The following is a 24,067-nucleotide window of genomic DNA, read 5'->3' as shown; positions in this document are numbered from 1 at the left end:
TGGCCGGGCAGGGGCTATCCGGATCGGGTCAGCGTGCCACCCGAGGTTCCGGGTGCCGGGTCGACGGGCCGCTCGTCGGGAGCGCCACGAGCGGGAACCGCTCCTTCAACCACGGGATCAGCGACCGGTACGTGGCGACCGTGTGCGGCTTGCCGTTCTCGTGGGACAGGATGATCCCACCCGGCCGGGTGCCGTCGCGCACCATCGCGGTGATGTGCTGCGACATCGCCGGCCCGGTGCCGTACCGGTCGGACATCCAACACTGGTCGTCGACGCTCCAGTAGACCGATGTCATGTGCAGCCGCGCGGCGAAGTCGACCAGCCGGGGGGTGAAGTTGCCGTACGGCGCGCGGAAGTACTCGATTTGGGCGTTCGGCGCCGCGGCGTGGATCGCGTCGTTGGTCGACTGCAGGTCCCACATGAGGTAGCTGTCGTCGCGCTGGGCCAGGTTCTGCAGGTGCTGCCACGAGTGGTTGCACAGCGTGTGCCCCTCGGCGGCGATCCGCCTGATCACCTCGGGATGGTCACGGGCCCGGAAGCCGACCACGCAGAAGGTCGCCTTCACCCCCTGCTCCTTGAGCAGGTCGAGCAGGTCGTTGGTGCTCTTCGGGTCCGGCCCGTCGTCGAAGGTCAACGCCACCGCGTCGGAGTCCATGGTCGTCACCGCCCCACCCGGCCCGTGCCCGACGGTCCGCGGCGGGGCGGCCGCGGGCGCACCCTGCGCCCGCGGTGCCGGCTGCGTCGCCGCGGGCGACGTGGGCCCGGCCACCGGGGAGGCCGGCGCCGGCGCGGACGGCGACGGCGACGGCGACGAAGCCGCGGGGGGCGATACGGAGGCGGGCGGGTTCGTACTCGACGACGCGGCGGGGTGCGCGCTGACGGGCCGGACGGCGACGGTTCTGCTACAGCCGGTAGCGGTCAGGAGGACGGTGAGGAGCACGACAACAGCGGGGGCGACACGGCGCACGGCTGTACAACTCCGAGGGGTGTGGCAGCAAGGCAGGGCCAACATACCGAAGACCGCACATCCGCGCGGCCCCGTTCAGGCCTGCGGACGTGCCAATGCCTCCCGGTGCGCCACGGCCCGGGCGATGATCTCCTCGACCACCTCGGTCTTGGCGTCGGCGTACTGCTGCGTGTACGTCCACTCCCGCTCGGCCAGCCTCCGCTTGGCCGCCGCGTATCGTTCCCGGTCGTCGGCGCGCGTCCGCAGCCAGTCCCGGAACAGCAGCATCCGGTCGATCTCCGGGCAGCCGACGCTGAACACGTGCAGGTTGACGTCGGTGTCCGGGCCCTTGAACATCCGGTGCTCGTACCAGTCCGACTCGCGGATCTGCAGCCGGTACCCGGCCGCCGCCAGGTCGGGCGCGTACCCCGGCTCGTCTGCCGAGTCGGCCACCGCGAGCACGATGTCGATCCTCGGCTTGGCGGGCAGGCCGGGTACCGAGGTCGAGCCGGCGTGCTCCAGCAGCAGTACCCGGTCACCGAGCGCGCCGCGGATCCGCTCGGCCTCGCGGGCGAACATCGCCGGCCACTCCGGGTCGTAGTCGCTGATCTCGATCCGGCCGGTCAACCGCTCCACCGGGCCGACCGTCGCCTGCCGGATCTCGGCCTCGGTCATCGGCGGTCGCAGCCGTACCCCCTCCGCCGGCGCGAACAGCACCAGGACCGCCAGGTCCGCGGTGACGTCGACGAACCGGTGCGCCTCCCCCGCCGGTACGTAGACGACCGTCCCCGGTCCCACCTCGACCTCGCCGCTGTCGGCGACGAGCCGGGCCCGCCCCGCGGTCACCACGTAGATCTCGTCCTCGTTGTGCGGCTGCTGCCCGTCCACCCCGCCGACGGGGATCGAGTACGTGCCGACGCTCAGGTCGGATACCCGAAGGTGCTCGTCGTAGCGGCGGGACGAGCCCGCGTCCGGTGCGGTGAACGCGCCGGCCCCCTTGATCACCTGCATGGTGCCCTCCGTAGTGTGCGGCGGTGCGGCAGGAAGCATACGAGCGACCGGCGGCGGTCCACTGAGGACCGCCTTCATGATCGGCCCACACCGGACTGTTACCGTGAAGCCGGTCGGCCCACCGGGCAGGCGGCCCGGCTCACCGGGCAGGCGGCCGGCGCAGCAGGACCAGCAGCCCCACCAGGGCGGCCACCAGCAGCACCCCGACCACCGCCGCGACCAGATAGGCGCGGCCGCCGACCGCCCGTACGCCGAACGTCGCGGCCAGCGCGAATCCACCGGTCAGGGCCAGCACGACGGCGGCCCGGACGAGCCACCGCAGCAGAACAGCCGGCGCCACGATCGTGTCGTAGGGCAGCACCGCCGCCAGCGCCGTGGTCGTGTGGCCCAGGTACAGCAGGCAGGCGAGGGTCACCAGCCGAGGCAGCGCCACCGGCTCGCCGTACACCGTCGTCGCGGCCAGCCAGCCGGCGACCGCGCCCCCGACGACCAGCGTGGTGAGCCAGCTCCGCGGCGCCAGTGCCGGTAGGGCCGCGCCGCAGACCAGCGGCACCGCGACGCCCGGCGCGGCCAGCAGCGCGGCGGGACAGGCCACCAGCAGGGCGCCGACCGTGAACGCGAACGCGCCACCCCGTACCAGCAGGGTGCCCGGCGTGATCCGGGCGGCCTGCTCCCGCAGCGTGTCCAGCCACCCGCCGAGCCCGGTACGGCCGGTGCCCGCCGCACCCGTCCGCCGGCTCATCGCCGCCCCGCCGACGACGCGGTCGCCATCCGGGTGACGTCGCGCAGCACCTGGTCGAGACTGCCGGCGCCGGCCCAGGCCACCACCGGTACCCCGTGCTCGCGCAGCAGCCCGACGACGTTCTCCCGGCTCATCCGCCACAGCCGGTGCGCCAGCGGCATCCAGGGGCCGTCGGCCGGCGGCCTCAGGTCGGGCGGCAGCGTGTCGACGGCCACGACGACGCGGCCGGAGCGGGCCAGCCCGGCGACCATCGCGGCCGAGCGCTGGTCCAGCAGCGGCGTCAACACGATGACCAGTGCGTTCGTACTGAGCAGGTGGGCGCCGAACGCTCCCGTGTCGGGCTCGTACGCCCCGCCGGACGGCTGCGCGTCGAGCAGCCACTCCAGCACCGTCAGGTACTGGCGGTGGCCGCTGGCCGGACGCAGCCGGCGGGCGGCGGAGCCGTACTCCAGCATCGCCACCCGGTCGCCGCGGTGCAGGTAGTGCTCGGCGATGCCGGCGGCCGCCCGTACGGTCGTGTCCATCACGGACGCCGCGCCGCCGGTGCCGCCCGACTCCCCCGCCTCGTGCAGGACGTCGAGCAGCAGGACGACCTCCGCGTCGCGGTCGGACAGCGTCGACACGACGTGGACCCGGCGGGTGCGCAGCGTCACCCGCCAGTCGATGCGGCGCAGCCGGTCGCCGGGGGCGAACTGCCGAACCCCGGCCAGTTCCCCACCCTCGCCGGACCGGCGGGAGCGGTGCTGGCCGACCAGGCCGGCGGCGCGCGGCAGCGCCTCGTCGGCGCGGAACGGGTCGGTCGACGGGTACGCCTTGACCGGCAGCGCCTCGCACTCCACCCGCAACGACGCCAGCAGCCCGTCACAGGCCACCCCGTGCACCGCGAGCGGGCCCAGGTCGTGGCGGCCCCACCGGAGCGCGGTGCCGGCGAGGTCGACCTCGGCGACGCTGCCCGACGGTACCGCCGCCGCGTACGGGTGGTCACCGCGGTCCACCCGTACCCAGCGGGGCAGCGCCAGCCGCAGCACGACCAGGTCGAGCGGGACCGGGTCGGCGTTGGCCACGCTCACCCGGAGCGCGAAGTCATCACCCTCGACGATCCGCGCGTCCATCGTGGACAGCTCCGGCGCCGGCAGCGACTCCGGGCGCCGGCGCAGCGACAGGGCGGTGCCGAGGGCGAACGGCGCGGCGAGGACGACCAGGTCGTACCGGCCGGTGAGCGCGGCGAGGAAGACCAGCACGCCGGCCACCAGCACGGCCCGGCCGAGGGCCCGGGTCGGTACCCAGCCGTCGAGACCGGCCGGTAGGTCCGGGCCGCTGCCCAGGTCGCCGGGGTCGCCGCCACCCGGTGTGTCGCCGCCACCCGGTGTGTCGCCGCGCACGCCGTCAGCCTCTCGGCGCGACGTACCGGTGGCCGTCGCCCGGACCGGCCCCCGGCACGGCGCCGGCGTAGGTCGGCACCGCCCCGCTGGCCGGTGCGGGCGTCTCGGCCAGGACCTCGGTGACGATCGCCGCCGGGTCGATGCGCCGCAGCCACATCTCCGGCCGCAGCGTGATGCGGTGGGCCAGCGCCGGGACGGCCACGTACTTCACGTCCTCGGGGATGACGTAGTCCCGGCCGGCCAGCGCGGCCCGGGCCCGGGCCAGCAGGAGCAGCGCCAGGGAACCGCGCGGCGACGCGCCCACGAGTACCTGCGGGTGCTCGCGCGTCGCGGCGGCCAGGTCGACGACGTACCGGCCGATCGAGTCCTCGACCGCGACGTCCTCCAGGCCGGCCTGCATGGCGAGCAGGGTCCGGGCGTCGACGACCGGGTTCAGGGCGACCTCCTCGCGGCGGCGGTCGATGCGCCGGCGCAGCACGTCCCACTCCTCCTCGCGGTCGGGGTAGCCGAACGACACCCGCAGCAGGAACCGGTCGAGCTGCGCCTCCGGCAGCGGGTACGTGCCCTCGTACTCGATGGGGTTGGCCGTGGCCAGCACGTGGAACGGCGCTTCCAGCCGGTAGGTGGCCCCCTCGACCGACACCTGCTTCTCCTGCATGGCCTCCAGCAGCGCCGCCTGCGTCTTCGGGGGCGTCCGGTTGATCTCGTCGGCGAGCAGGAGGTTGGTGAAGACCGGGCCGGGCCGGAACGAGAACTCGGCGGCCCGCTGGTCGTACAGGAAGGAGCCGGTCACGTCGGCGGGCAGCAGGTCTGGGGTGAACTGCAACCGCCGGAACTCCATGCCGAGCACCTGGGCGAACGACCGGGCGGCGAGCGTCTTGCCCAGGCCGGGCAGGTCCTCGAGCAGGACGTGGCCGCCGGCCAGGATGCCCGCGAGCACCAGCTCCAGCGACTGCCGCTTGCCGACGACGACCGTGCCGACCGCGTCGAGCACGGCGCGGCCCAGCCGCCCCACCTCCTGCGGCGGTATCGCTGGAGTGTTCACTGCTCCTCCTCGTCGGCCGGTTCCGGCGGCCGTACTCACAACTTCTCCATGTCGTCCACTACGGCCGCGAGCTGCCGGGGGTTCGGCGCGCGGCCGGGCGGGTCGAACAGGAACGCCCATAGTCGTTCACCCATGATTTCCCGAGCCCGCCGCGGGTCGGCGGCCCGGGTGACGCCGTGCCGCTGGCGCAGCCGCTCCTCGGCGATCTCGGCCAGCCGCGGCCGCACCTCCGCCAGGAACCGCTGCCGCTCGCGGTCACTCCACGACAGCCGGGTCTCCCACCGGGCCAGGGCGAGCTGCATGCCGTCGGCGACCCTGGTCGGGTCGATCCGCACGGTACCGGGCGGCTCGGGCCGCGCGCCGACGACCCACCTCGGCGGCCGCACCACCCGGACCGCCCGGCGCAGCGCGAGCAGGGCGAAAAACCCCGCCCAGAGCAGGATGTACGGGACCCTGAGGCCCACCGGCCGCAGTACCAGGTATGCCGCCGCGGACAGCAGCGCCGCGACCGCGGTCGACCAGAACAGGCTGGAAGCGACGGTCGGGGCCGGCTCCGGCCGGGCCGGGCGCGACTCGTCCTCGGCCGGCGTACCGAGCAGGTCGTCGATGCCGACGACCTGTTCGCGCGCCATCAGTGCACCTCCGCGCCGTCGGCCGGGTGCGCATCCGCGGCCGGCCCGGCGCTCGCGGTCAGCTCGGAGCTCGCGGTCAGCTCGGCGCTCGCGGTCAGCTCGGCGCGCAGGTGGCTCAGTGCGGCCACCGCCGCCGCCCGCATCCGCTCGTCGACCACGTGGGTGGCGTACCGCGCCTCGCGGTACACCGCGGCGAACTCGTCGAGCACCGGAGGGCTGACCCGGTGCGTGCCCAGCAGGCGGGTGACCAGGTCGGTCGAGGTGTCACCGGGGTGCCGGGGCGTACCGGCGGCCGCCGCGGCCTCCTCCAGCCGTACCCAGCAGGCGATGACCGCCCGCCGCGGATCGTCGTCGGAGTCGGTGAGCCGGTGCAGGCCCGCGTCCAGCGCCGCGACCACGTCGCCGGCGTCGGGAGCGGTCAGCAGCGGAGCGGACCGGACCCGGAGCCGGCCCTTGCACACTGACCAGACCAGCAGCCCGACGACGGCCGCGACGGCGGCCAGGCACAGCCCCGCCGCCACCTGCGACAGCCAGGGCGGCAACCGCCACTCCGGGACGTCCACCGCGGCGGCGGCGCTGCGGGTCGGACCGGGCGCCGCGGGCGGTGCCGTCCGCGGGGCCGGGACCGGCACCTGGGTCACCTCCGGCGACGCCCACGCCGCGGCCAGCACGCCGCCCACCAGCAGCGCGGTGACGGCGAGCAGCGGCGTCCATCGGCCGAGCGGGCGGCGGTTCATCGGATCCCCGAGTCGCTAGAGCCCGGCGAGATCCTTCGCGCGGGCGAACACGTCGTCCAGCATCGCGGGCGTGAGCCGGCCAGTAAAGGTGTTCTGCTGGCTGACGTGGTAACAACCGAGGAGCGCGGGCACGCCCTCGGGTCCCGTCCAGAGCCTATCGTGGCCGAAGGCCGGCCGCGGTACGGGCGGCCGCACCCCGTACACGGCGCGCATCGCCGGCCAGAAGGCCGCCCAGGCGAAGGCGCCCAGGGCGACCACGACCCGGACCGTCGGGCGGACCAGCTCCATCTCCCGGTGCAGCCACGGCGCGCAGGTGTCGCGCTCGGCCGGCGTCGGCTTGTTGTCCGGCGGCGCGCAGCGCACCGCCGAGAACACCCGGGTGTGTGCGAGCGTCAGTCCGTCGTCGCTGCTGACGCTCGTGGGCTGGTTGGCGAGGCCGGCGCGGTGCAGCGCCGCGAACAGCACGTCGCCCGAACGGTCACCGGTGAAGATGCGGCCGGTGCGGTTGCCTCCGTGCGCGGCCGGCGCGAGCCCGAGAATGGCGATCGACGCGTCGGCCGGCCCGAAGCCGGGTACCGGCCGACCCCAGTACTCCTGGTCGCGGAAGGCGGCCCGCCTGGTGGCGGCCACCTCCTCGCGCCAGGCCACCAGGCGTGGGCAGGCCCGGCAGTCGGAGATCGCGGCGTCGAGCTCGGTCAGCCCGGTGATGGTGGGGGCGAGCCGCGCCGGATGGTCCGGCGCGACCCGTGGATCCGGCGCGACCCGTGGATCCGGCGCGGCCCGTGGATCCGGATCGGCCCGTGGATCCGGCGCGGCCCGGTCCGGTCGCTGCGCTCCGCGGGGCGCCCCGGCCGGGCCGGGAACGGACTCAGCCGGGCCGGGAACGGACTCAGCCGAGCCGGGAACGGAGGAACTCGAGAGTTCGCGCCCATGCGAGCGCGGAGGCCTCCCGGTTGTAGACCTCTGGCCGGTCGTCGTTGAAGAACGCATGGTGGGTGCCAGGGTAGTCGTAGCTGATGACCTCCCCACCTGCCGTCTCGATCGCCCGCTTGGCCTGCTGGATCCCGGGCGCCGCCGAGGTACCGTCCTCCTCCGAGCAGTGGATCACCGCGGCCTTGCCGGCGTAGTTGTCCCACTGCGGGCTCATCCGCTCCCAGGGCACCGCCGGGTAGAAGCCGGCGGTGGCGACCACGTGCTCGGACAGCGTGGCCGACCAGAGCGCGAGGCTGCCGCCCATGCAGAAGCCGACCACGCCGACCTGGCCGGTCACCTCGTCACGGCCGGCGAGGTACGCGGCGGCGCCGGCGATGTCCTTGGCGGCCCGGTCCATCGCCAGCCCCATCGCCAGCTTGCCGGCCTCGTCCGGCTCGGTCGTGTGTACGCCGTGGTAGAGATCGGGAGCCAGGGCGACGAAGCCGGCCTCGGCGAACCGGTCGGCGAGTTCCTTGATGTGCGGAACCAGACCCCACCACTCCTGAATGACGATCACCGCCGGACCGGCACCACTAGCGGGTAGCGCGAGGTAACCATCGCTCGTGCCACCGTTACTCGGGTAGCTGACCATTTTGCCCACCGGTCGGCCTCCTGTCAGTCAGTCGTCGTTGGCTGTTACAGCCAGGGGGGTTGTGCTCGGTAGCCAACCATGGCGCGGGCGCCAGCGAAAGCCGGCGGAGACGTGGATTACGCCCGGTCACCCGGGTCCGGGCCGGGCTACGCCGTCAATGCCGGCGCGAGGCAGAGGACGAAGCCGGTACTCGCGTTTCGACTCTCCCAGTAGGACGCTTCGGCGTTAGACCAGGCAGCGCATGCGTTCTGGCCAGCCTCCTGCCGGGTCTTGCCCTCCACCACCCCGACGACCGTCCACCTGACGTCCGGGGCGTCGCAGGGGACCCGCTTGAGATCACTATCACTCTCCCCGGACAGGCAGTCGCCCGCCCTGGCCCGCAGGGACGGGTCGGAGTGCCGGCCGGTCGCGAGGTCGACGCCGGCCCAGACCGCCGCGGCCACCAGGGCGACCAGGACACTCCAGGCCACCGTCGTGAATATCCGCCGCCACCGTACCCGGCGCTGGCTCGGTGACAGCCCTGCCGGTGACGAATCGGTCTGTGGCGATTCGTCCGGTGACGATACGGCCGGCGGCGTGGCGCCCGTCGCCTCGGCCGGCGGTGCGACACCCGTCGCCTCGGCGGGCCGCTCCCCCAGCCGCCCGACATCGAGTTCGACGAGCGTCGGCTCCGACCCGGCCGGCGACTGCGGCAGCGTCACCTCATCCGCCACGACGAATCCTCCCGCCCCCGTACGCATCGACCGCAAGGCACCATATCGGTTGCCCACCGATCGACGCCATTCGACACCGGGAGACCGGTCCTGTCGAAGGCCCGACAGTGCCCGTCACCCGGGAATCGTCCACGCAAGACAGCAATCTTTGCTGCTATCCGGGACGGGATAGCAGCAAAGATTGCGACATTGCGCGGATCTTCCGCGACGCGCGGGCCGGGACGCGACGCGCGGGCCGGGACGCGACGCGCGGGCCGGGACGCGGGACGCGGCGCTACAGGACGCTGTAGGCGATCCCGTCGAGGATGTCGTGCTCGCTGGCGATGACCGCGTCGGCGCCCGCGCGCTGCATGATCACGCGCAGGATGAGCGCCCCGGCACCGATCACGTCGGCCCGGCCGGGGTGCATCGCCGGGTTGGCGAGTCGCTGGTCGGGGGTTGCCGCGAGCAGGTCGGCGGTCACCTTCGCCACGTCGGCATAGCCGATGCGGGCGTGGTGGATGGCTTGCGGGTCGTACCCGGTCAGCCCCAGCGCGATGGCGGCCACCGTGGTGACCGACCCGGCCAGGCCGACGAGCGTACCCGCGTCGCGGCCCCGTACCGCGTCGAGCGCCCGGTCGACGGCGGCGGCGATGTCGGCCTCCGCCGCGGCGACCTGGTCCGGCGTGGGCGGTTCGGCGTGCAGGTGCCGCTCGGTCATCCGGACGCAGCCGATGTCGACGCTCAGCGCCGCGGCCACGGCCCCGTCCCCGGTCACGAACTCCGTCGAGCCGCCGCCGATGTCCACCACGAGGTACGGCGTGGGCAGGTCGGCCGGCAGGCCGCGGACCGCACCGGTGAACGACAGGCGGGCCTCCTCGTCACCGCTGACCACCTCCGGCACGACGCCGAGCGTGTCGAGCACCATCGACCGGAAGTCCGCGGCGTTGGCGGCGTCCCGGGTGGCGCTGGTGGCCACCATGCGGACGCGCTCCGCGCCGAGGTCCTTGATCTGCGCGGCGTAGTCGGCCAGCGCCACCCGGGTCCGCTCGATCGCCTCGGGGGCCAGTCGTCCGGTACGGTCGACGCCCTGCCCCAGCCGGACGATCTCCATCCGGCGGACGACGTCGGTCAGCGAGTCGCCGGCCAGGTCGGCGACCAGCAGCCGGATGGAGTTCGTCCCACAGTCGATCGCAGCCACCCTTGTCACGCCGCCAACCCTACCCATGGTCCACGCGCCTTCCGGGAAGGTGTGGTCCACGGCGCTCCGATAGCCACACCATCCCGGACGTTGTGACGATCACGAACGCGACGATCAGGGCCGCCGTGGGTGCTCAGCGCAGGTGCAGCAGCATCCTCGTGTTGCCGAGCGTGTTCGGCTTGACCCGTTCCAGGTCGAGGAACTCGGCCACACCCTCGTCGTACGAGCGCAGCAGCTCCTCGTACACCGCCGGGGACACCGGCGTGCCGTCGAGCGGCTGGAAGCCGAACGAGCCGAAGAACCGCGTCTGGAACGTCAGCACGAACACCCGCGCCACGCCCAGCTCCCGCGCGACCGTGAGCAGCTCCGACACGATCCGGTGGCCGATCTTCTGCCCCCGGCAGGACGGGTCGACGGCGATCGTGCGCAGCTCGGCGAGGTCCTCCCACAGCACGTGCACGGCGCCGCAGCCGACGACCGCCCCGTCGGTCGTCCGCTCGGCGACCAGGAACTCGGGCACGTCCTCGTAGAGCGCGACGGGCGCCTTCGACAGCAGGATCCGGTCGTCGGCGTACGTCTCGATCAGACGAAGGATCTCCCGTACGTCACGGGTACGCGCCCGCCTGATGATGACGTCCACGCGGCCGAGACTAACTCTCCACGCAGGGACCGCCGGTCCACCACTCCGCGGTGAGGGCGAGCGTCTCGTCGCCGATCGGGTTGACCCCCGGCCCGACCGCCAGCCGGTGCCCGAGGTGGACGTGCAGGCACTTCACCCGGCCGGGCATGCCGCCGGCGGACGTACCCGCGATCTCCGGCACGTGGCCGACCGCCTCGCGCCGGGCCAGGTAGTCCTCGTGTGCCGCGTGGTAGCCGGCCGCCAGCTCCGGGTCGTCGGCCAGGCGTGCGGTCATCTCCTTCATCACCCCGGCCGACTCCAGCCGGCTGCACTCGGCGACGGCACGCGGGCAGGTCAGGTAGAACAGCGTCGGGAACGGGGTGCCGTCGGGCAGCCGCGGCGTCGTCTCCACCACGTCCGGCCGGCCACACGGGCAGCGGTGCGCCACGTACCGGGTGCCCCTGGGCACCCGGCCCAGCTGGGCGGCCACCACGGCGAGGTCGGCGTCGGTCGCCGGCTCCCGCACCGGGGGGCCGGCCGCTTCGGAATCGGCCATTTAGCGCTCCGTCCCCTGGTCGGCGGCGCGGATGCTGGACCAGAGCTGGCCGTACCACGGGTCGCTGGCGCGGCCACCGGGCGCCGGGATGGCGCCGGCCGGGTCATCGGCCTTGGGCTGACTCTTGTCGATCACCAGCAGCGGGCTCTCGCCGGGCATCGTGAACAGCAGCCGGCCGCGCGCCTGCGCCTTGACGTACTCGTCGTCGTTCCACTTCTCCAGCTGACCGCTGAGTTCCTGGATGCGGGCGCGCTGCGCGGCCTGGCGGGTTTCCATCTCGTCGATCTCGTTCTGCTGGGACAGGTAGACGCGCACCGGGTACGCGTACGCCAGCAGCAGGCCGATCAGCAGCATGCACAGCACCGCCGCCCGGCCGGTGAGCCGGCGCGGCTGGGGTGCCCGGGTGCGCCTGGCCACGCCGGTCGCCGCGGCCCGCCGTGCCGCCGCCGGGCGATTGGCCGACCGGGGCGTCTCGGCCGCACCGGCGCGCGCCGCACCGGCCCGGCCGGCGCCGGCCCGGAACGGACCCCGGGCGCCGCTGCCGCGGGTCGGCTCGGTCCCGGTGGCCGGGTCACGGGCGACGGACCGGGCACCGGTTCGCCGGCCGGTGCCGCGGGCGTCCCGACCGCCGCGCGCGCCGGGCCTCGCCCCACCGGGCGTACGCCGCTGCTGCATGTGCGCCCTCCCCCGTTCCTTCCGCAATCGTGGACTCCGACCGGTCCGGCCGCGGGCTCCGCCAGCCGGCACGGACCGGTCGGTTGGCGGTGCCAGCGGCCCGCCAAGCGTCCAAGATCTCAAATACCCTCAGCCCTGACGGTACCGGGGGAAGGCTCCCCGACCGGCGTACCGGGCCGCGTCGTCGAGCTCGTCCTCGATCCGCAGGAGCTGGTTGTACTTGGCGACCCGCTCGGAGCGGGCCGGCGCGCCGGTCTTGATCTGGCCGGAGCCGACCGCGACCGCCAGGTCGGCGATCGTGGTGTCCTCGGTCTCGCCGGAGCGGTGGCTCATCATCGTCCGGAACCCGCTGCGGTGGGCCAGCTCGACCGCGTCGAGCGTCTCGGTCAGCGAGCCGATCTGGTTGACCTTGACCAGGACGGCGTTGGCCGCACCCTCGGCGATACCGCGGGCGATGCGCTCGGGGTTGGTCACGAACAGGTCGTCACCGACGATCTGGATGCGCCGCCCCAGTTCGGTGGTCATCGCGGTCCAGCCGGCCCAGTCCTCCTCGGCGAGCGGGTCCTCGATGGACACGATCGGGTAGGCGTCGACGAGCTTGGCGTAGTAGCTGACCATGTCGTCGGCCGACTTGTTCGCGCCCTCGAACACGTACGCCCCGTCCCGGTACAGCTCGGTCGCGGCCACGTCGAGCGCGAGGACGATGTCGTCGCCGAGCGTGTACCCGGCCGCCTGCACCGCCTCGGCGATCAGGTCGAGCGCGGCCGCGTTGGCCGGCAGGTTGGGCGCGAAGCCGCCCTCGTCGCCGAGGCCGGTGCCGAGGCCCTTCTTCTTCAGCACCGACTTGAGCGCGTGGTAGACCTCCGCGCCGTAGCGCAGCGCCTCCGAGAATGTGGGCGCCCCGATCGGAGCGATCATGAACTCCTGGATGTCCACGTTGGAGTCCGCGTGCGCGCCGCCGTTGAGGATGTTCATCATCGGTACCGGCAGCAGGTGGGCGTTGGGGCCGCCCAGGTACCGGAACAGGCTCAGCTCGGCCGAGTCGGCGGCCGCCTTCGCCACGGCCAGCGAGACGCCGAGGATCGCGTTGGCACCCAGGTCGGACTTGTCCGGCGTGCCGTCCAGCTCCAGCATCCGCTGGTCGATCGCGCGCTGCTCGCTCGCCTCGTACCCGACCAGTTCGGGCGCGATGCGCTCGGTGACGTTGTCGACCGCCTTCTGGACGCCCTTGCCGCCGTAGCGCTTGGGGTCGCCGTCGCGCAACTCCACCGCCTCAAAGGCGCCCGTGGAGGCGCCGGACGGGACCGCCGCCCGCGCGATCGTGCCGTCGTCGAGCCCGATCTCGACCTCGACGGTCGGGTTGCCCCGCGAGTCGAGAATCTCCCGGGCGACGATTCCCTCGATGGTGGCCACTGCCTGCGCTCCTTACTCGTGTTCGAGAACGCCAGCGCCGCGGCGATGCGGCACGGTACACCAGCAGCCTATCGGCGGCCGGAACGGCGGCGTCGGCGTGCCTCGCTGAACGCACCGGTTGTGCGGTCGGTCACACTTTCCCGCCGGCCCGTGACCAAACCACAAACGCGTTTGCGAGAACTTGCGCGGACGGGCCACGCTAGAGGCCATGCGTTCCGCGAGTCCCCGGCCGGTCGGCCGGAATGTCCGCCTGCGCGCCGTCACGGCGCTCCTCGCCGTAACGGTCAGCGGCGGCCTCGCCGGCTGCGACTCGATCGGTGACGCGCAGCAGGTGATCGACCGGGCACACCTGGTCAACGACCTGGCCAGCCGGCTAGATCACGCGACCGAACTGACCTACACGGCCGAGTACCAGCTCCCCGGCGGCCAGCACGCCACGATCACCCAGGCGCAGCAGCCGCTGCGCACGGCGTACAGCTACCCCGGCGGCACGTTCGTGACCACGCCGAACGCCACGATCGACTGCCGCACCGATGGCGGTGCCACGACCTGCACGCTGACCGGGCCACCGTCACCCAGTACGGAGGCGACGACCGCGCTGCTGCGCGCCCTGCACGACCACGGCCTGATGCCGCCCACGATGGTGGTCGGCCTGCTCACGGCCGCGTCGATGTCGCCGGACGCGGTGATCAGGCAGCAGGACACGACGCTCGCCGGCGAGCATGCCACCTGCACCAGCGTCACCGGGGTGGAGAACGCGGCCGCCACCGAGTTCGACGCCTGCATCACGTCCGCCGGCGTACTGGGGTCGTTCAAGGGCGTGGTCGACGGCAAGGCCACCGACGTGTCGCTGATCCGCTACGCCACCACGGTCACCGCGACCGCGTTCGACCCGCCCGCCGGCGCGACGATCGTCGACAACCGTCCGAAAGCCTCTTAGGGATCGTGGGCACCGGGGCCGGCTGCGGGCGGCCCCGGTGTCCACGATCCGCGTCAGACGCCGAGCAGCGTACGGACGTGCCGCGGCGCGGGCGAGCCGTGCGCGAGCATCCGGTCGTGCCAGTCCCGCACCGACACGTCCCCCGGCCGGGCCCGCCCGATCGCCGACACCTCGGTGTACCCGACGAAGTACGTCGACAGCTGCGCCGAGGTCAGCAGCGCCCGGCGCCACTTGCCGGCCGCCTCACCCTCCTCCTGGAAGCCCTCGTCGCGCATCATCGTCATCGCCTCGGACTCGGTCAGCCCCTCGCAGTGCACGAGCTGGTCGAGGATCGCGTTGATGCTCATCCGCAGCTGCATCTTGAGCTGCTGCGCGCGGACCGCGGGGCCGCCGAATCCCCGCTCGACCATTACCTCCTCGACGTAGACCGCCCAGCCCTCCACGAACGGGCCGGAGAAGCCGAGCGCCCGGGCCCGCGTCGAGCCGCGGAACCGGCGCGAGTGGGCCAGCTGGAGGAAGTGACCCGGCATCGCCTCGTGCACGCTGAGGTTGCGGATCATGTGGTTGTTGTACTCGCGGTAGAACGACTCCACCCGCTCGGCGGGCCAGCCGGCCGGCGTCGGCGCGATGCAGTAGAACGTCGGCAGGTCACCGGTCTCCAGCGGCCCCGGCGGGTCGCAGTACGCCACGGCGATGCCCCGGGCGAACTCCGGCATCTCCATGATCACGCAGGGGTCGTCGATGAGCGTGACCAGCTCGTGCTGCTTGACGAACTCGGTCGCCTCCCCCAGCGTCACCTCGGCCAGACCGACGATCGTGGCGTTGTCGGGGTGATCGGCGGCGAGCCGGTCGAGCGCGGCCCGGATGTCCGGTGAGCCGGCAAGCTCCTTCGCGACCTCGCGCAGCTCGGCCGTCACCCGCTCCACGTTGGCCCGGGCCCTGTCGAGGATCTCCCCGGCGGGCAGCTCGGTGTCCAGGGCGTGCCACAGCCGCGCCTCCCACAGCCGCCGGCCCAGGCGCGGATCCCGGCCGCCGTCGCCGGCCTCCTCGGCCCGGTCGCACAGCCAGCTCACGAACTCGCCGAGCGAGGCGATCGCCTGCTGCCGGATCGGCTCGATGGTGTCGGTCAGCGCCGGCGCCTCGGCCATCAGGGCCGGCAGCTCGTCGCGGATCAGTGCGGCCGTACCCGAGAACTGCCCGACGGCGGTCTCCAGGTGGATGCGCGGGCAGCCGGTGAGCACCGAGCGGGCCGTCGACAGCGCGTCCGGGACCGCCGACAGCCGGGCCGCGATCGAGGTCAGACGCTGCTCGGCCGGCGCGAACGGGCGGGCGATCAGCCCGTACAGCAGGGAACCGGGATTGTGCGCGAGCGGGTTCCACTCGTGCTCGCGTACCTCGGTCAACTCGAACAGCGACCGCTCCACCCGCGCCAGCAGCGAGGCGTGGTCCACCTGCTCCTGGGGATCGAGCGCGTCGATGTCCACCTGGGACAGTGCCGCCGAGGCGTCACGCAACATGCCGACGTCGCCCGCGACCGCGTCCGGCGAGTAGTCGGGCAGCCGATCGTCGAAGCGGTGATCACCGGCGAAGGCGGCCAGCCCCGGGCTGGTTTCGAGGACGGCATCGACGATGTGTTCGGCAAGCGGTACGAAGTCCTGCGGCATGCCGAGCAACCTACCCCCTGCCCCGCGCTCAGTCCCATGATCCTGGACAGTTCGCGGTGCTATTACCCTGCGGACTGTCCAGGATCACGGGGAGAAGACCGTGCCTCGGCGCGGCGGACGGCGTCCGCGTACGCCAGCGCGGCCCGGCGCAGCTCACCCTCGGCGTCGACCCCCCGGGCCCGGGCCGCGGCCACCACCGCGAGCAGCCGGGCACCCAGGTCACCGCCGAGCGCGGCAGTGTCGGCGTCGGATCCGGCAGCGCCACCGCCCGCCGGAGAGGCGTCACCGCCGGGCGGGCCGCCGTCACCGCCGGGCAGCGGGACGTCGACGCCGGCCCGTTCGGCCCGGCCGAGTACCTTGGTCGCCAGCGACAGCGCCGGCTGGGCCAGCGCGATGCCGTCCATCGACGAGCCGCGCGCCTTCTCGGCCTTCTTGATGCGCTCCCAGTTCTCGGTTATCTCGTCGATGCTGTGCACGGCGGTGTCGGCGAACACGTGCGGGTTGCGCCGGATCAGCTTGTCGACCAGGTCACCGGCGACGTCGTCGATGCCGAACGGCTCCTCGGCCTCCTCGCCCAGCCGGGCGTGCAGGACGACCTGCAGCAGGACGTCGCCCAACTCCTCACGGACGTGGTCGGGCTCGTCGGCGACGATAGCGTCGTACGCCTCGTACGCCTCCTCCAGCAGGTACGGGGCGAGCGTACGGTGCGTCTGCGCGCGCTTCCACGGGTCGCCGCCGGGCGACAGCAGCCGGTCCATCACGGCGACGGCGTCGAGCAGCCGGGCACCCGGCGGGTCCCAGGAGCCGTACATCAGCTCCAGTTCCGCCAGCCCCGGCTCGCGCGCCAGCCGCATACCCAACTCCCGGGCCAGGTCCTGGTCGCCGGTCGGCCCGGCCAGCCAGACCACGTCGGGCGCTGCCGCGGCGAGCACCTCGTCGGCCCTCGGCGCCACGATCCGCACGTCGACGCCGGCCGCCCGCAGCGCGTCGACCTGTTCACCCTCGGCGCCGGCCAGGACCGGCAGGGCCCGTACGGCGTCCCAGGCCGCCGCGGTCAGCAGTCCGGCCGGCAGCCGGGGCGAGGTGACCAGTAGAACGATGCGACCAGCCATGGTGCGCCGTCAGCCGTTGGTCGGAACCTGGCTCTGCTCGGTCGCGGCGGGGACCACGGCCGGCTCGCCGGCCTTGCTGTTGAGCGGGACCGCGACGATCGAGCGCTTGCTGTTGGTCTCCAGCAGCGGCAGCTCGGTCAGCGCGTACTTCGGGTTGACCGTGACGTTGGTCTTGCGGATCGCCTCCCGGTAGAGCTCCCGTATCGCCAGGTTGGGCCGGATCAGCTGCTGGTCGCGATCGGGCAGGCTGCTGCGGAACGTCGCCTCATCCATGCCCGCCGGCAGCAGGCCCGCGTCCTTGTACCGCTGGTACAGCTCGGTGTAGTCGGCGTCGGTCGGCTGTGCCGGCGCGACGTGCTCCTGCACGGCGCTGCGGTACGCCCCGTACTCCGCGTACAGCCTGATCAGCGGCCGGAGCGGCTCGACGGACCGGTTGCTGGCCGGCAGGGCGTTCTCGATCTCGGACGCCGCCGCCTGCTCGTCGACCGTGGGCTTCGGCCAGTGCTTGTCGGCCACCAGCCGCTTGCCCAGGTCGCGCTCCACGAGCCACTGGGTGATGGTGCGGCGCCCGTCACCGCGGTTGAGGGCGGATACCTTGCCGAGCTGGTCGGCGAGCTGATCCACGTACTTCTCGCTGTACTGCGCCGAACCGACGTACAGCGCGGTGCCCGGCTGCGACCGGCAGCCGGTGAGCGCGAGGGATCCTACGAGGGCCGGGACGGCGATGAGTGCCAGTCGACGAGCACGCTGCATGGTCCACATGCTCTCACGCCGACCCGGAAGTGTGACGCACGCCCCCTCCGCGACACCCCTCCCCCGGTCCATGATCGCGGAAACTTTCCCGTGTCCCGGCACGGGGAAGTTTCCGCGATCATCAGACGGTGGCCGGCTGGCATCAGACGGTGGCCGGCTGGGCCGGGACGGGGTCGCCGAGCAGGGTCGTGAGCAGTTCGGCGGCCCAGTCCAGCAGCGCGGTGTCGCGCAGCGGCTCCCCACCGACCCGCCTGGTCATCGGCCGGGGCAGCGACACCGTGTCGGCCGCCGCCTTGTACACCGCGTCCGGGTAGAACCGCTTGAGTCGAAGCTGCTTGGAGTCGGGCAGGCTCAACGGCCCGAACCGGACGTGCTTGCCCTGCAGCGACACGTCGGTCAGCCCGTACGCGCGCGCCAGCAACCGGAACCGGGCCACCGCGATGAGGTTGGCGACCGGGGCGGGCGGCTCGCCGTACCGGTCGCGCATCTCGGCGACGACCTCGTCGAGCGCGGCCGCGTCCCGCACGCCGGCGAGCTTGCGGTACATCTCCAGGCGCAGCCGCTCCACCGCGATGTAGTCGTGCGGCAGATGCGCGTCGACCGGCAGGTCGACCTTGACCTCGGCCTCCTCCGCGGGTGCCTCCCCCTTGAACGCCTGCACCGCCTCACCGACCATCCGCACGTACAGGTCGAAGCCGACCCCCTCGATGTGGCCGGACTGCTCGCCGCCGAGCAGGTTGCCCGCGCCCCGGATCTCGAGGTCCTTCATCGCCACGTACATGCCCGCGCCCAGCTCGGTGTGCTGGGCGATGGTGGCCAACCGCTCGTGGGCGTGCTCGGTGAGCGGCTTGTCCGGCGGGTACAGGAAGTAGGCGTACGCCCGTTCCCGCCCCCGGCCGACCCGGCCCCGGATCTGGTGCAGCTGGGCCAGGCCGAGCAGGTCGGCGCGCTCCACGATGAGCGTGTTGGCGTTGGGGATGTCGATGCCGCTCTCCACGATCGTGGTGGAGACGAGGACGTCGTACTCCTTCTCCCAGAAGCCCACCATGATCTTCTCCAGGGCCTCCTCGCCCATCTGGCCGTGCGCTACCGCGACCCGCGCCTCGGGTGCCAGCTCGCGCAGCCGCCGCGCCGCGCGCTCGATCGACTCGACCCGGTTGTGCAGGTAGAACACCTGCCCGTCGCGCAGCAGCTCGCGGTGGATGGACGCGGCGACCTGCTTGTCGTCGTACGCGCCGACGTAGGTCAGGACCGGGTGGCGCTCCTCCGGCGGGGTGGCGATCGTGGACATCTCCCGGATGCCGGTGATCGCCATCTCCAGGGTGCGCGGGATCGGGGTGGCGGACATGGCCAGCACGTCGACCGACGCACGCATCGTCTTGAGGTGCTCCTTGTGCTCGACGCCGAAGCGCTGCTCCTCGTCGACGATGATCAGGCCGAGGTTCTTGAACCGGGCCGACGACTGCAGCAGCCGGTGGGTACCGATGACGATGTCGACGGTGCCGTCGGCCATCCGCTCGATGGTCTCCTGCGCCTGGCTCGGCGTGACGAAGCGCGACAGCTGCCGGATGTCGATCGGGAACTGGGCCATCCGCTCGGAGAACGTGTTGAAGTGCTGCTGGGCCAGCAGCGTCGTCGGTACGAGCACGGCGACCTGCCTGCCGTCCTGTACCGCCTTGAACGCCGCGCGGACGGCGATCTCGGTCTTGCCGTACCCCACGTCGCCGCAGATCAGCCGGTCCATCGGGACCGACTTCTCCATGTCGCCCTTGACCTCCTCGATCGCCGCGAGCTGATCGGCGGTCTCGGTGTACGGGAAGGCGTCCTCCAGCTCACGCTGCCACGGCGTGTCGGGTGCGAACGCGTGCCCCTTGGCGCTCTGCCGGGCCGCGTACAGCTGGATGAGCTGCGCGGCGATCTCGCGCACCGCCTTGCGGGCGCGCGCCTTGGACTTCTGCCAGTCGGCGCCGCCCATCTTGTGCAGCGTGGGCGTCTCCCCGCCGACGTACCGGGAGAGCTGGTCGAGCTGGTCGGTCGGGGCGAACAGCCGGTCGCCGGGCTGGTTGCGCTTGCTCGGCGCGTACTCGATGACCAGGTACTCGCGCTGGGCGCCGTTGACGGTGCGCTGCACCATCTCCACGTACCGCCCGATGCCGTGCTGCTCGTGCACCACGTAGTCGCCGGGGCGCAGCTCGAGCGGATCGATCTGGTTGCGGCGCCGGCTGGGCATCTTGCGCATGTCCCTGGTGGATGCGCCACGGCCACCGGAGATGTCGGTACCGGTGACGACGACCAGGCGGCCGGCCTCGTCGACGAAGCCGTTGCCCAGTGACCCGGTGGTGACGGTGACCAACCCGGTCGCGGGCTCGGCGGTGACCGCGTCGGTGAGCGTCACCCCGAGGCCGGCGTCGCGCAGCACCTCCACCGCCCGCCGGGCCGGGCCGGTGCCCTCGAACACGAGCGCGACCCGGCAGCCGTCGGCGGTCCACCGCGTGAGGTCGTCGACGACGCGACCGGTCTCACCGTGGTAGAGCGGTACCGGCTGGGCGGCGATGGTGATCTTGGCGGCGTCGTCGGTCACGTCCACCGACGACGTCTCACCCTCCTCCCACGGCAGCGGCTCGGGTGCCTTCGTGGAGTCGTCCACCCCGAACGGCGAGACCGACCACCATGCCTGCCCGAGGGTGGCCGCCGTCGCCCGTACGTCGGCCAGGGTGTGGAACGACGCCGCGCCCAGGTCGATCGGCGCGGTGCCGCCGACCGCCGCGGCGGCCCAGCTGGCCTGGAGGAACTCCTCGCTGGTGCGGACCAGATCGTGCGCGCGGGTACGGATGCGCTCCGGGTCGCAGAGCACGACATGGGTACCGGCCGGCATCGCGTGCAGCAGCAGTTCCATCGAGTCACTGCCGGACAGCAGCGCCGGGCCGAGCGACTCCATGCCCTCCACCGGGATGCCCTCGGCCAGCTTGTCGAGGATCTCCGCCAGCTCCGGGTGGTCGGTCGCGAGGGCCTTGGCCCGCTCCCGGACCGCCGGGGTGAGCAGCAGTTCCCGGCACGGCGGCGCCCACAGCCGGTCGACAGGTGCGAGGGTGCGCTGGTCGGCCACCGCGAACGCGCGGATCTCCTCGACCTCGTCACCCCAGAACTCCACCCGCAGCGGGTGCTCCTCGCATACCGGGAAGACGTCGAGGATGCCGCCGCGTACCGCGAACTCACCGCGCTTGGTGACGAGGTCGACGCGGGCGTACGCGATGTCGCTCAGGCGCCGGACGACGTCATCGAGGTCGGCGCCGCTGCCGGCGCGCAGCTCCACGGGTTCCAGGTCGCCGAGGCCCTTGAGCTGCGGTTGGAGCACACTGCGGACGGGCGCGACGACGACCCGGACCGGCCCGCGGGTCGGGTCTTCGGGGTCGGGGTGGGCCAGCCGGCGCAGGACGGCCAGCCGCCGGCCGACCGTGTCGGAGCGCGGCGAGAGCCGCTCGTGCGGCAGCGTCTCCCAGGACGGGTACACCACCACCTGGTCACCCGCGAGCAGGCAGCCGAGCGCGGCGGCGAGGTCGTCGGCCTCCCGGCTGGTCGCGGTGACGGCGAGGACCGGCCGCCCGCCGCCGACCTCGCCCTCGGCCGCCGCCGCGGCGACCACGAACGGGCGCAGCGACATCGGGGCGGTGATCTCGACGGGGATCTCCACGTGCCCGGCGCGGACCAGGTCACGGGCGCGCGTGAGGGCCGGATCGGCGAGGGCGGCGCGGAGCAGGCCGGACAGCTTCATGGCAAACCTTTGAGTGGGGAGGGCACGACGAAAACCCCGCAACCTGCGTAAGGGTGGGGGTGACGCCATCCAGCCTAGCTCTCCCCACCGACCAGAACCGGGACGTCGGCCGCGACCGGCGCTACCCCACTGGTCCGAGGTCGGCGCAGAGCCGGGCCGGGAAGGCTGGCTCGCGGACCTGCACGTCCGTACACCCCGCACGCCGGGAACCGGCGATGACCTCCCAACCGGCTCCGGAGAAGCGCAGGAACCACCGGGTGGTGTTGCTCGGGGCGGTGCAGGTCGGGCCGGCGCCGTCGCGGGGCGGGCAGTTCGCCGCTCCGGTATTGATCTCCATAATCAGCCAGGTCCCGGTCAACCCGCGGGATGAGCGGAGATACTCAATCGGCCTGAGTGCGCGACCCGGTCCATACCGGACGCATCGGTCCCCGGGGGACGCCACGGAAGGCGCCAGTCCGGGGTGTCGATCCTGGATGTCAGTCCCGGGCGTCAGTCCGGCGGTTCGCTGCCGGCGCCCTCGGCCGGCGCCTGGGTGGTGTCGCTCTTCTCCAGCGGGTTACGCCCCAACTCCTGGTGGTCGCGGTCTATCCTGTCCTGTTTCTCAGCGCTGCGCGCCGGCTCGTCACCAGTGTTCATGACCGTCGGGTACCCACAGGCGGGACGGGCCAACCGGCCACCCCCTCCCGTGATCAGGGAGAGTTTTCGTTGCCACAACAGCGCAGACTCTTCACAGATCACGGGAGGGCGCGGGCTGGACGAGAGCCGGGGCGTCAGCGGTTGCCGCCGGTCACCCGGATCACCTCGCCGGTGACGTAGCTGGACTCCTGGGAAGCCAGGTACACGTACGCCGGGGCGAGTTCGGCGGGCTGGGCGGCCCGGCCCATCGGCGACTCCTCCTTGCCGAAGGACTCGACCTTGTCCTCCGGCATGGTGGCCGGAATCAGCGGCGTCCAGACCGGGCCGGGCGCGACCGAGTTGACCCGGATGCCCTTGTCGAGAAGGCCGTCGGCCAGGCCCATCGTGAAGTTGACGATGGCGCCCTTGGTGGTGGCGTAGTCGAGCAGCATCGCGGACGGCTTGAACGCCTGGATCGACGAGGTGTTGATGATCGTCGAGCCGGGGCGCATGTGCGGGATGGCGGCCTTGCACAGCCAGAACATCGCGTACAGGTTGGTCTTGAGCACCCGGTCGAACTGCTCGGTCGTGATGTCGGCGATGCCGCCGGGCTGGGCCATCTGGTAGGCCGCGTTGTTGACGAGGATGTCGATCCGCCCGAACTCGGCCACCGCGCGGTCGACGACCTCCCGGCAGTGCTCCTCCTGGCGGATGTCGCCGGGTACCGTGACCGCGGTGCGACCGGCGTCGCGCACCAGCCGTACCGTCTCCTGGGCGTCCTGCTCCTCCTCCGGCAGGTAGGAGATGAGGACGTCGGCGCCCTCGCGGGCGAAGGCGAGCGCGACGGCGCGGCCGATGCCCGAGTCGCCCCCGGTGATGACCGCCTTGCGCCCCTCCAGTCGGCCACAGCCGCGGTAGCTGGCCTCACCGTGGTCGGGCTTGTCCGGCATCTCCTCCGTCCGGCCGGGATGCCCGATCTCCACGCCCTCACCCTCCGCGGGCTGCCCGTACTGCCCCCGCGGGTCCTGCCTGCCGTACTGGTCCTCGGCCATCGATGCCGTTCCTCCTCGCCGGTGCGACGTCGTGACCCTCTAGGTGCCCGGACGGCGCGACGCTCAACCGGCCAGGTTGCCCACCACCGGGTCGGGTACGGCACGGGTATGAGCGAAAGCAACACCCATGAGCTGACCGAACCCGGCGAGGCGCGGGTGGAGCGCTCACTCGACCGGATCGTCGAGGAGGGCCAGCCCCGACTACATCGTGGCTGGCCCGCCCTGCTCGCCACCGGCACCCTCGGCGGGCTGGACGTCGCCACCGGCGTGCTGGCGCTGCTCGGGGTGCTCGCCACCACCGACAGTCACCTACTGGGCGGGCTGGCGTTCTCGATCGGGCTGATCGCGTTGCTGCTCGGACACAGCGAACTGTTCACCGAGGGCTTTCTCGTACCGGTGACGGTGCTCGCCGCGGGCCGGGCCCGGGTGGTCGACATGCTCCGACTGTGGGGCGGCACGCTGGTGGCGAACCTCGTCGGCGGCTGGCTCATCACCTGGCTGATCATCACGGCGTTTCCCCAACTGTCCACGCGGGCCGTCGAGAGCGGCCGGCACTACATCGATCTCGGTATCAACCTGCGCTCGTTCTGCCTGGCCGTCCTCGGCGGCGGCGTGATCACACTGATGACCCGGATGCAGCACGGGACGGAGTCGGTACCGGCCCGGATCGTCGCCGCGATCGCCGCCGGCTTCCTGCTGGCGGGGCTGCAGCTCAATCACTCGATCCTGGACTCGCTACTGATCTTCACCGGGCTGCACACCGGGCACGCGCCGTTCGGCTACCTCGACTGGTTGGGCTGGTTGGCCTGGGCGGTGGTCGGCAACGTGGTCGGCGGTATCGGGCTGGTCACGCTGTTGCGGTTGGTCCGCACCAGACACCAGTTGCAGGAAAAGAGGGCCGAAAGTACCTAAAAATTGGCGAAATCTGCTATTTGCCTCATACA

24 protein-coding genes are annotated in these 24,067 nt (G+C 72.7%); 2 read left to right on the top strand and 22 right to left on the bottom strand.

Going from position 1 to position 24,067, the window contains the following annotated elements; genetic code table 11:
* Window positions 1-28: 28 nt before the first annotated feature.
* The 15 genes from ACNTMW_RS09365 to eno form a co-directional block, all read right to left on the bottom strand.
* On the bottom strand, window positions 29-655 hold the full coding sequence (locus tag ACNTMW_RS09365) for a polysaccharide deacetylase family protein (RefSeq protein WP_426633162.1): 627 nt from the start codon (window positions 653-655) through the stop codon (window positions 29-31).
* Window positions 656-1,042: 387 nt separating this feature from the next.
* On the bottom strand, window positions 1,043-1,957 hold the full coding sequence (locus ACNTMW_RS09360) for a GrpB family protein (protein ID WP_426633027.1): 915 nt from the start codon (window positions 1,955-1,957) through the stop codon (window positions 1,043-1,045).
* A gap of 139 nt (window positions 1,958-2,096) precedes the next feature.
* A complete protein-coding gene (locus ACNTMW_RS09355; RefSeq protein ID WP_426633026.1) occupies window positions 2,097-2,699 on the bottom strand; it encodes a hypothetical protein in 603 nt (200 codons plus the stop codon).
* The gene (locus ACNTMW_RS09350; RefSeq protein WP_426633161.1) at window positions 2,696-4,024 is read right to left on the bottom strand and encodes a DUF58 domain-containing protein; all 1,329 of its coding nucleotides are present in this window, start codon (window positions 4,022-4,024) and stop codon (window positions 2,696-2,698) included. The genes ACNTMW_RS09355 and ACNTMW_RS09350 overlap by 4 nt, the downstream gene beginning before the upstream one ends.
* 61 nt (window positions 4,025-4,085) lie before the next feature.
* On the bottom strand, window positions 4,086-5,126 hold the full coding sequence (locus ACNTMW_RS09345; protein WP_426633025.1) for an AAA family ATPase: 1,041 nt from the start codon (window positions 5,124-5,126) through the stop codon (window positions 4,086-4,088).
* Between the two features lie 35 nt (window positions 5,127-5,161).
* Window positions 5,162-5,758, bottom strand: a complete 597-nt coding sequence (locus ACNTMW_RS09340) for a hypothetical protein (RefSeq protein WP_426633024.1) — start codon at window positions 5,756-5,758, stop codon at window positions 5,162-5,164.
* Window positions 5,758-6,495, bottom strand: a complete 738-nt coding sequence (locus tag ACNTMW_RS09335; RefSeq protein WP_426633023.1) for a DUF4129 domain-containing protein — start codon at window positions 6,493-6,495, stop codon at window positions 5,758-5,760. Before ACNTMW_RS09335 ends, ACNTMW_RS09340 begins: the two co-directional genes overlap by 1 nt.
* A 15-nt stretch (window positions 6,496-6,510) precedes the next feature.
* The gene (locus ACNTMW_RS09330) at window positions 6,511-7,203 is read right to left on the bottom strand and encodes a uracil-DNA glycosylase (RefSeq protein WP_426633160.1); all 693 of its coding nucleotides are present in this window, start codon (window positions 7,201-7,203) and stop codon (window positions 6,511-6,513) included.
* A gap of 181 nt (window positions 7,204-7,384) precedes the next feature.
* Window positions 7,385-8,068 (bottom strand): dienelactone hydrolase family protein, encoded by a 684-nt coding sequence (locus ACNTMW_RS09325; RefSeq protein WP_426633022.1) that lies wholly within the window; start codon window positions 8,066-8,068, stop codon window positions 7,385-7,387.
* 137 nt (window positions 8,069-8,205) lie between these two features.
* On the bottom strand, window positions 8,206-8,772 hold the full coding sequence (locus tag ACNTMW_RS09320; RefSeq protein ID WP_426633021.1) for an LppU/SCO3897 family protein: 567 nt from the start codon (window positions 8,770-8,772) through the stop codon (window positions 8,206-8,208).
* 274 nt (window positions 8,773-9,046) lie between these two features.
* The gene (locus tag ACNTMW_RS09315) at window positions 9,047-9,952 is read right to left on the bottom strand and encodes a Ppx/GppA phosphatase family protein (RefSeq protein WP_426633159.1); all 906 of its coding nucleotides are present in this window, start codon (window positions 9,950-9,952) and stop codon (window positions 9,047-9,049) included.
* 133 nt (window positions 9,953-10,085) lie between these two features.
* On the bottom strand, window positions 10,086-10,592 hold the full coding sequence (locus ACNTMW_RS09310; protein ID WP_426633020.1) for an amino-acid N-acetyltransferase: 507 nt from the start codon (window positions 10,590-10,592) through the stop codon (window positions 10,086-10,088).
* 10 nt (window positions 10,593-10,602) lie between these two features.
* Window positions 10,603-11,127 (bottom strand): DUF501 domain-containing protein, encoded by a 525-nt coding sequence (locus ACNTMW_RS09305; RefSeq protein WP_426633019.1) that lies wholly within the window; start codon window positions 11,125-11,127, stop codon window positions 10,603-10,605.
* A complete protein-coding gene (locus ACNTMW_RS09300; protein ID WP_426633018.1) occupies window positions 11,128-11,802 on the bottom strand; it encodes an FtsB family cell division protein in 675 nt (224 codons plus the stop codon). It lies immediately after the preceding gene.
* A 129-nt stretch (window positions 11,803-11,931) separates the two neighbouring features.
* Window positions 11,932-13,215 (bottom strand): phosphopyruvate hydratase, encoded by a 1,284-nt coding sequence (eno, locus tag ACNTMW_RS09295; protein ID WP_426633017.1) that lies wholly within the window; start codon window positions 13,213-13,215, stop codon window positions 11,932-11,934.
* Between the two features lie 208 nt (window positions 13,216-13,423).
* Here eno and ACNTMW_RS09290 point away from each other — a divergent pair, with 208 nt between their 5' ends.
* The gene (locus ACNTMW_RS09290) at window positions 13,424-14,155 is read left to right on the top strand and encodes a hypothetical protein (protein WP_426633016.1); all 732 of its coding nucleotides are present in this window, start codon (window positions 13,424-13,426) and stop codon (window positions 14,153-14,155) included.
* 53 nt (window positions 14,156-14,208) lie between these two features.
* Here ACNTMW_RS09290 and ACNTMW_RS09285 read toward each other — a convergent pair whose 3' ends face one another.
* The 7 genes from ACNTMW_RS09285 to ACNTMW_RS09255 form a co-directional block, all read right to left on the bottom strand.
* Window positions 14,209-15,819 (bottom strand): DUF885 domain-containing protein, encoded by a 1,611-nt coding sequence (locus tag ACNTMW_RS09285; protein WP_426633015.1) that lies wholly within the window; start codon window positions 15,817-15,819, stop codon window positions 14,209-14,211.
* 62 nt (window positions 15,820-15,881) lie between these two features.
* On the bottom strand, window positions 15,882-16,931 hold the full coding sequence (locus ACNTMW_RS09280; RefSeq protein ID WP_426633014.1) for a nucleoside triphosphate pyrophosphohydrolase: 1,050 nt from the start codon (window positions 16,929-16,931) through the stop codon (window positions 15,882-15,884).
* A 9-nt stretch (window positions 16,932-16,940) separates the two neighbouring features.
* Complete coding sequence (locus tag ACNTMW_RS09275) at window positions 16,941-17,684, bottom strand: hypothetical protein (RefSeq protein ID WP_426633013.1); 744 nt, start codon at window positions 17,682-17,684, stop codon at window positions 16,941-16,943.
* A gap of 142 nt (window positions 17,685-17,826) precedes the next feature.
* On the bottom strand, window positions 17,827-21,456 hold the full coding sequence (mfd, locus tag ACNTMW_RS09270; protein ID WP_426633012.1) for a transcription-repair coupling factor: 3,630 nt from the start codon (window positions 21,454-21,456) through the stop codon (window positions 17,827-17,829).
* 121 nt (window positions 21,457-21,577) lie between these two features.
* Window positions 21,578-21,793: a thioredoxin domain-containing protein gene (locus ACNTMW_RS09265; protein WP_426633011.1), complete on the bottom strand. Its 216-nt coding sequence runs from the start codon at window positions 21,791-21,793 to the stop codon at window positions 21,578-21,580.
* Between the two features lie 152 nt (window positions 21,794-21,945).
* Window positions 21,946-22,092 carry a hypothetical protein gene (locus ACNTMW_RS09260; RefSeq protein ID WP_426633010.1) on the bottom strand — a complete coding sequence of 49 codons (147 nt, stop codon included), beginning with the start codon at window positions 22,090-22,092 and terminating at the stop codon, window positions 21,946-21,948.
* Window positions 22,093-22,226: 134 nt separating this feature from the next.
* A complete protein-coding gene (locus ACNTMW_RS09255; protein ID WP_426633009.1) occupies window positions 22,227-23,123 on the bottom strand; it encodes an SDR family oxidoreductase in 897 nt (298 codons plus the stop codon).
* Window positions 23,124-23,231: 108 nt separating this feature from the next.
* Here ACNTMW_RS09255 and ACNTMW_RS09250 point away from each other — a divergent pair, with 108 nt between their 5' ends.
* Entirely contained in the window at window positions 23,232-24,035 is an 804-nt protein-coding gene (locus ACNTMW_RS09250; RefSeq protein WP_426633008.1) for a formate/nitrite transporter family protein, read from the top strand.
* Window positions 24,036-24,067 lie beyond the last annotated feature (32 nt).

The organism is Planosporangium spinosum, from assembly GCF_049999945.1.
GTDB classification, from domain to species: Bacteria; Actinomycetota; Actinomycetes; order Mycobacteriales; family Micromonosporaceae; genus Planosporangium; species Planosporangium spinosum.
Note: the sequence above shows the minus strand (reverse complement) of the source record. Positions and strands in the feature narration are given on the sequence as shown.

Coding starts and splice junctions, on each gene's coding strand:
- ACNTMW_RS09265 (WP_426633011.1), bottom strand. CDS start 21,793: ATGGAGATCAATACCGGAGCGGCGAACTGCCCGCCCCGCGACGGCGCC.
- ACNTMW_RS09300 (WP_426633018.1), bottom strand. CDS start 11,802: ATGCAGCAGCGGCGTACGCCCGGTGGGGCGAGGCCCGGCGCGCGCGGC.
- ACNTMW_RS09280 (WP_426633014.1), bottom strand. CDS start 16,931: ATGGCTGGTCGCATCGTTCTACTGGTCACCTCGCCCCGGCTGCCGGCC.
- ACNTMW_RS09250 (WP_426633008.1), top strand. CDS start 23,232: ATGAGCGAAAGCAACACCCATGAGCTGACCGAACCCGGCGAGGCGCGG.
- ACNTMW_RS09275 (WP_426633013.1), bottom strand. CDS start 17,684: ATGCAGCGTGCTCGTCGACTGGCACTCATCGCCGTCCCGGCCCTCGTA.
- ACNTMW_RS09335 (WP_426633023.1), bottom strand. CDS start 6,495: ATGAACCGCCGCCCGCTCGGCCGATGGACGCCGCTGCTCGCCGTCACC.
- ACNTMW_RS09290 (WP_426633016.1), top strand. CDS start 13,424: ATGCGTTCCGCGAGTCCCCGGCCGGTCGGCCGGAATGTCCGCCTGCGC.
- ACNTMW_RS09260 (WP_426633010.1), bottom strand. CDS start 22,092: ATGAACACTGGTGACGAGCCGGCGCGCAGCGCTGAGAAACAGGACAGG.
- mfd (WP_426633012.1), bottom strand. CDS start 21,456: ATGAAGCTGTCCGGCCTGCTCCGCGCCGCCCTCGCCGATCCGGCCCTC.
- ACNTMW_RS09355 (WP_426633026.1), bottom strand. CDS start 2,699: ATGAGCCGGCGGACGGGTGCGGCGGGCACCGGCCGTACCGGGCTCGGC.
- ACNTMW_RS09360 (WP_426633027.1), bottom strand. CDS start 1,957: ATGCAGGTGATCAAGGGGGCCGGCGCGTTCACCGCACCGGACGCGGGC.
- ACNTMW_RS09285 (WP_426633015.1), bottom strand. CDS start 15,819: ATGCCGCAGGACTTCGTACCGCTTGCCGAACACATCGTCGATGCCGTC.
- ACNTMW_RS09255 (WP_426633009.1), bottom strand. CDS start 23,123: ATGGCCGAGGACCAGTACGGCAGGCAGGACCCGCGGGGGCAGTACGGG.
- ACNTMW_RS09365 (WP_426633162.1), bottom strand. CDS start 655: ATGGACTCCGACGCGGTGGCGTTGACCTTCGACGACGGGCCGGACCCG.
- ACNTMW_RS09340 (WP_426633024.1), bottom strand. CDS start 5,758: ATGGCGCGCGAACAGGTCGTCGGCATCGACGACCTGCTCGGTACGCCG.
- ACNTMW_RS09305 (WP_426633019.1), bottom strand. CDS start 11,127: ATGGCCGATTCCGAAGCGGCCGGCCCCCCGGTGCGGGAGCCGGCGACC.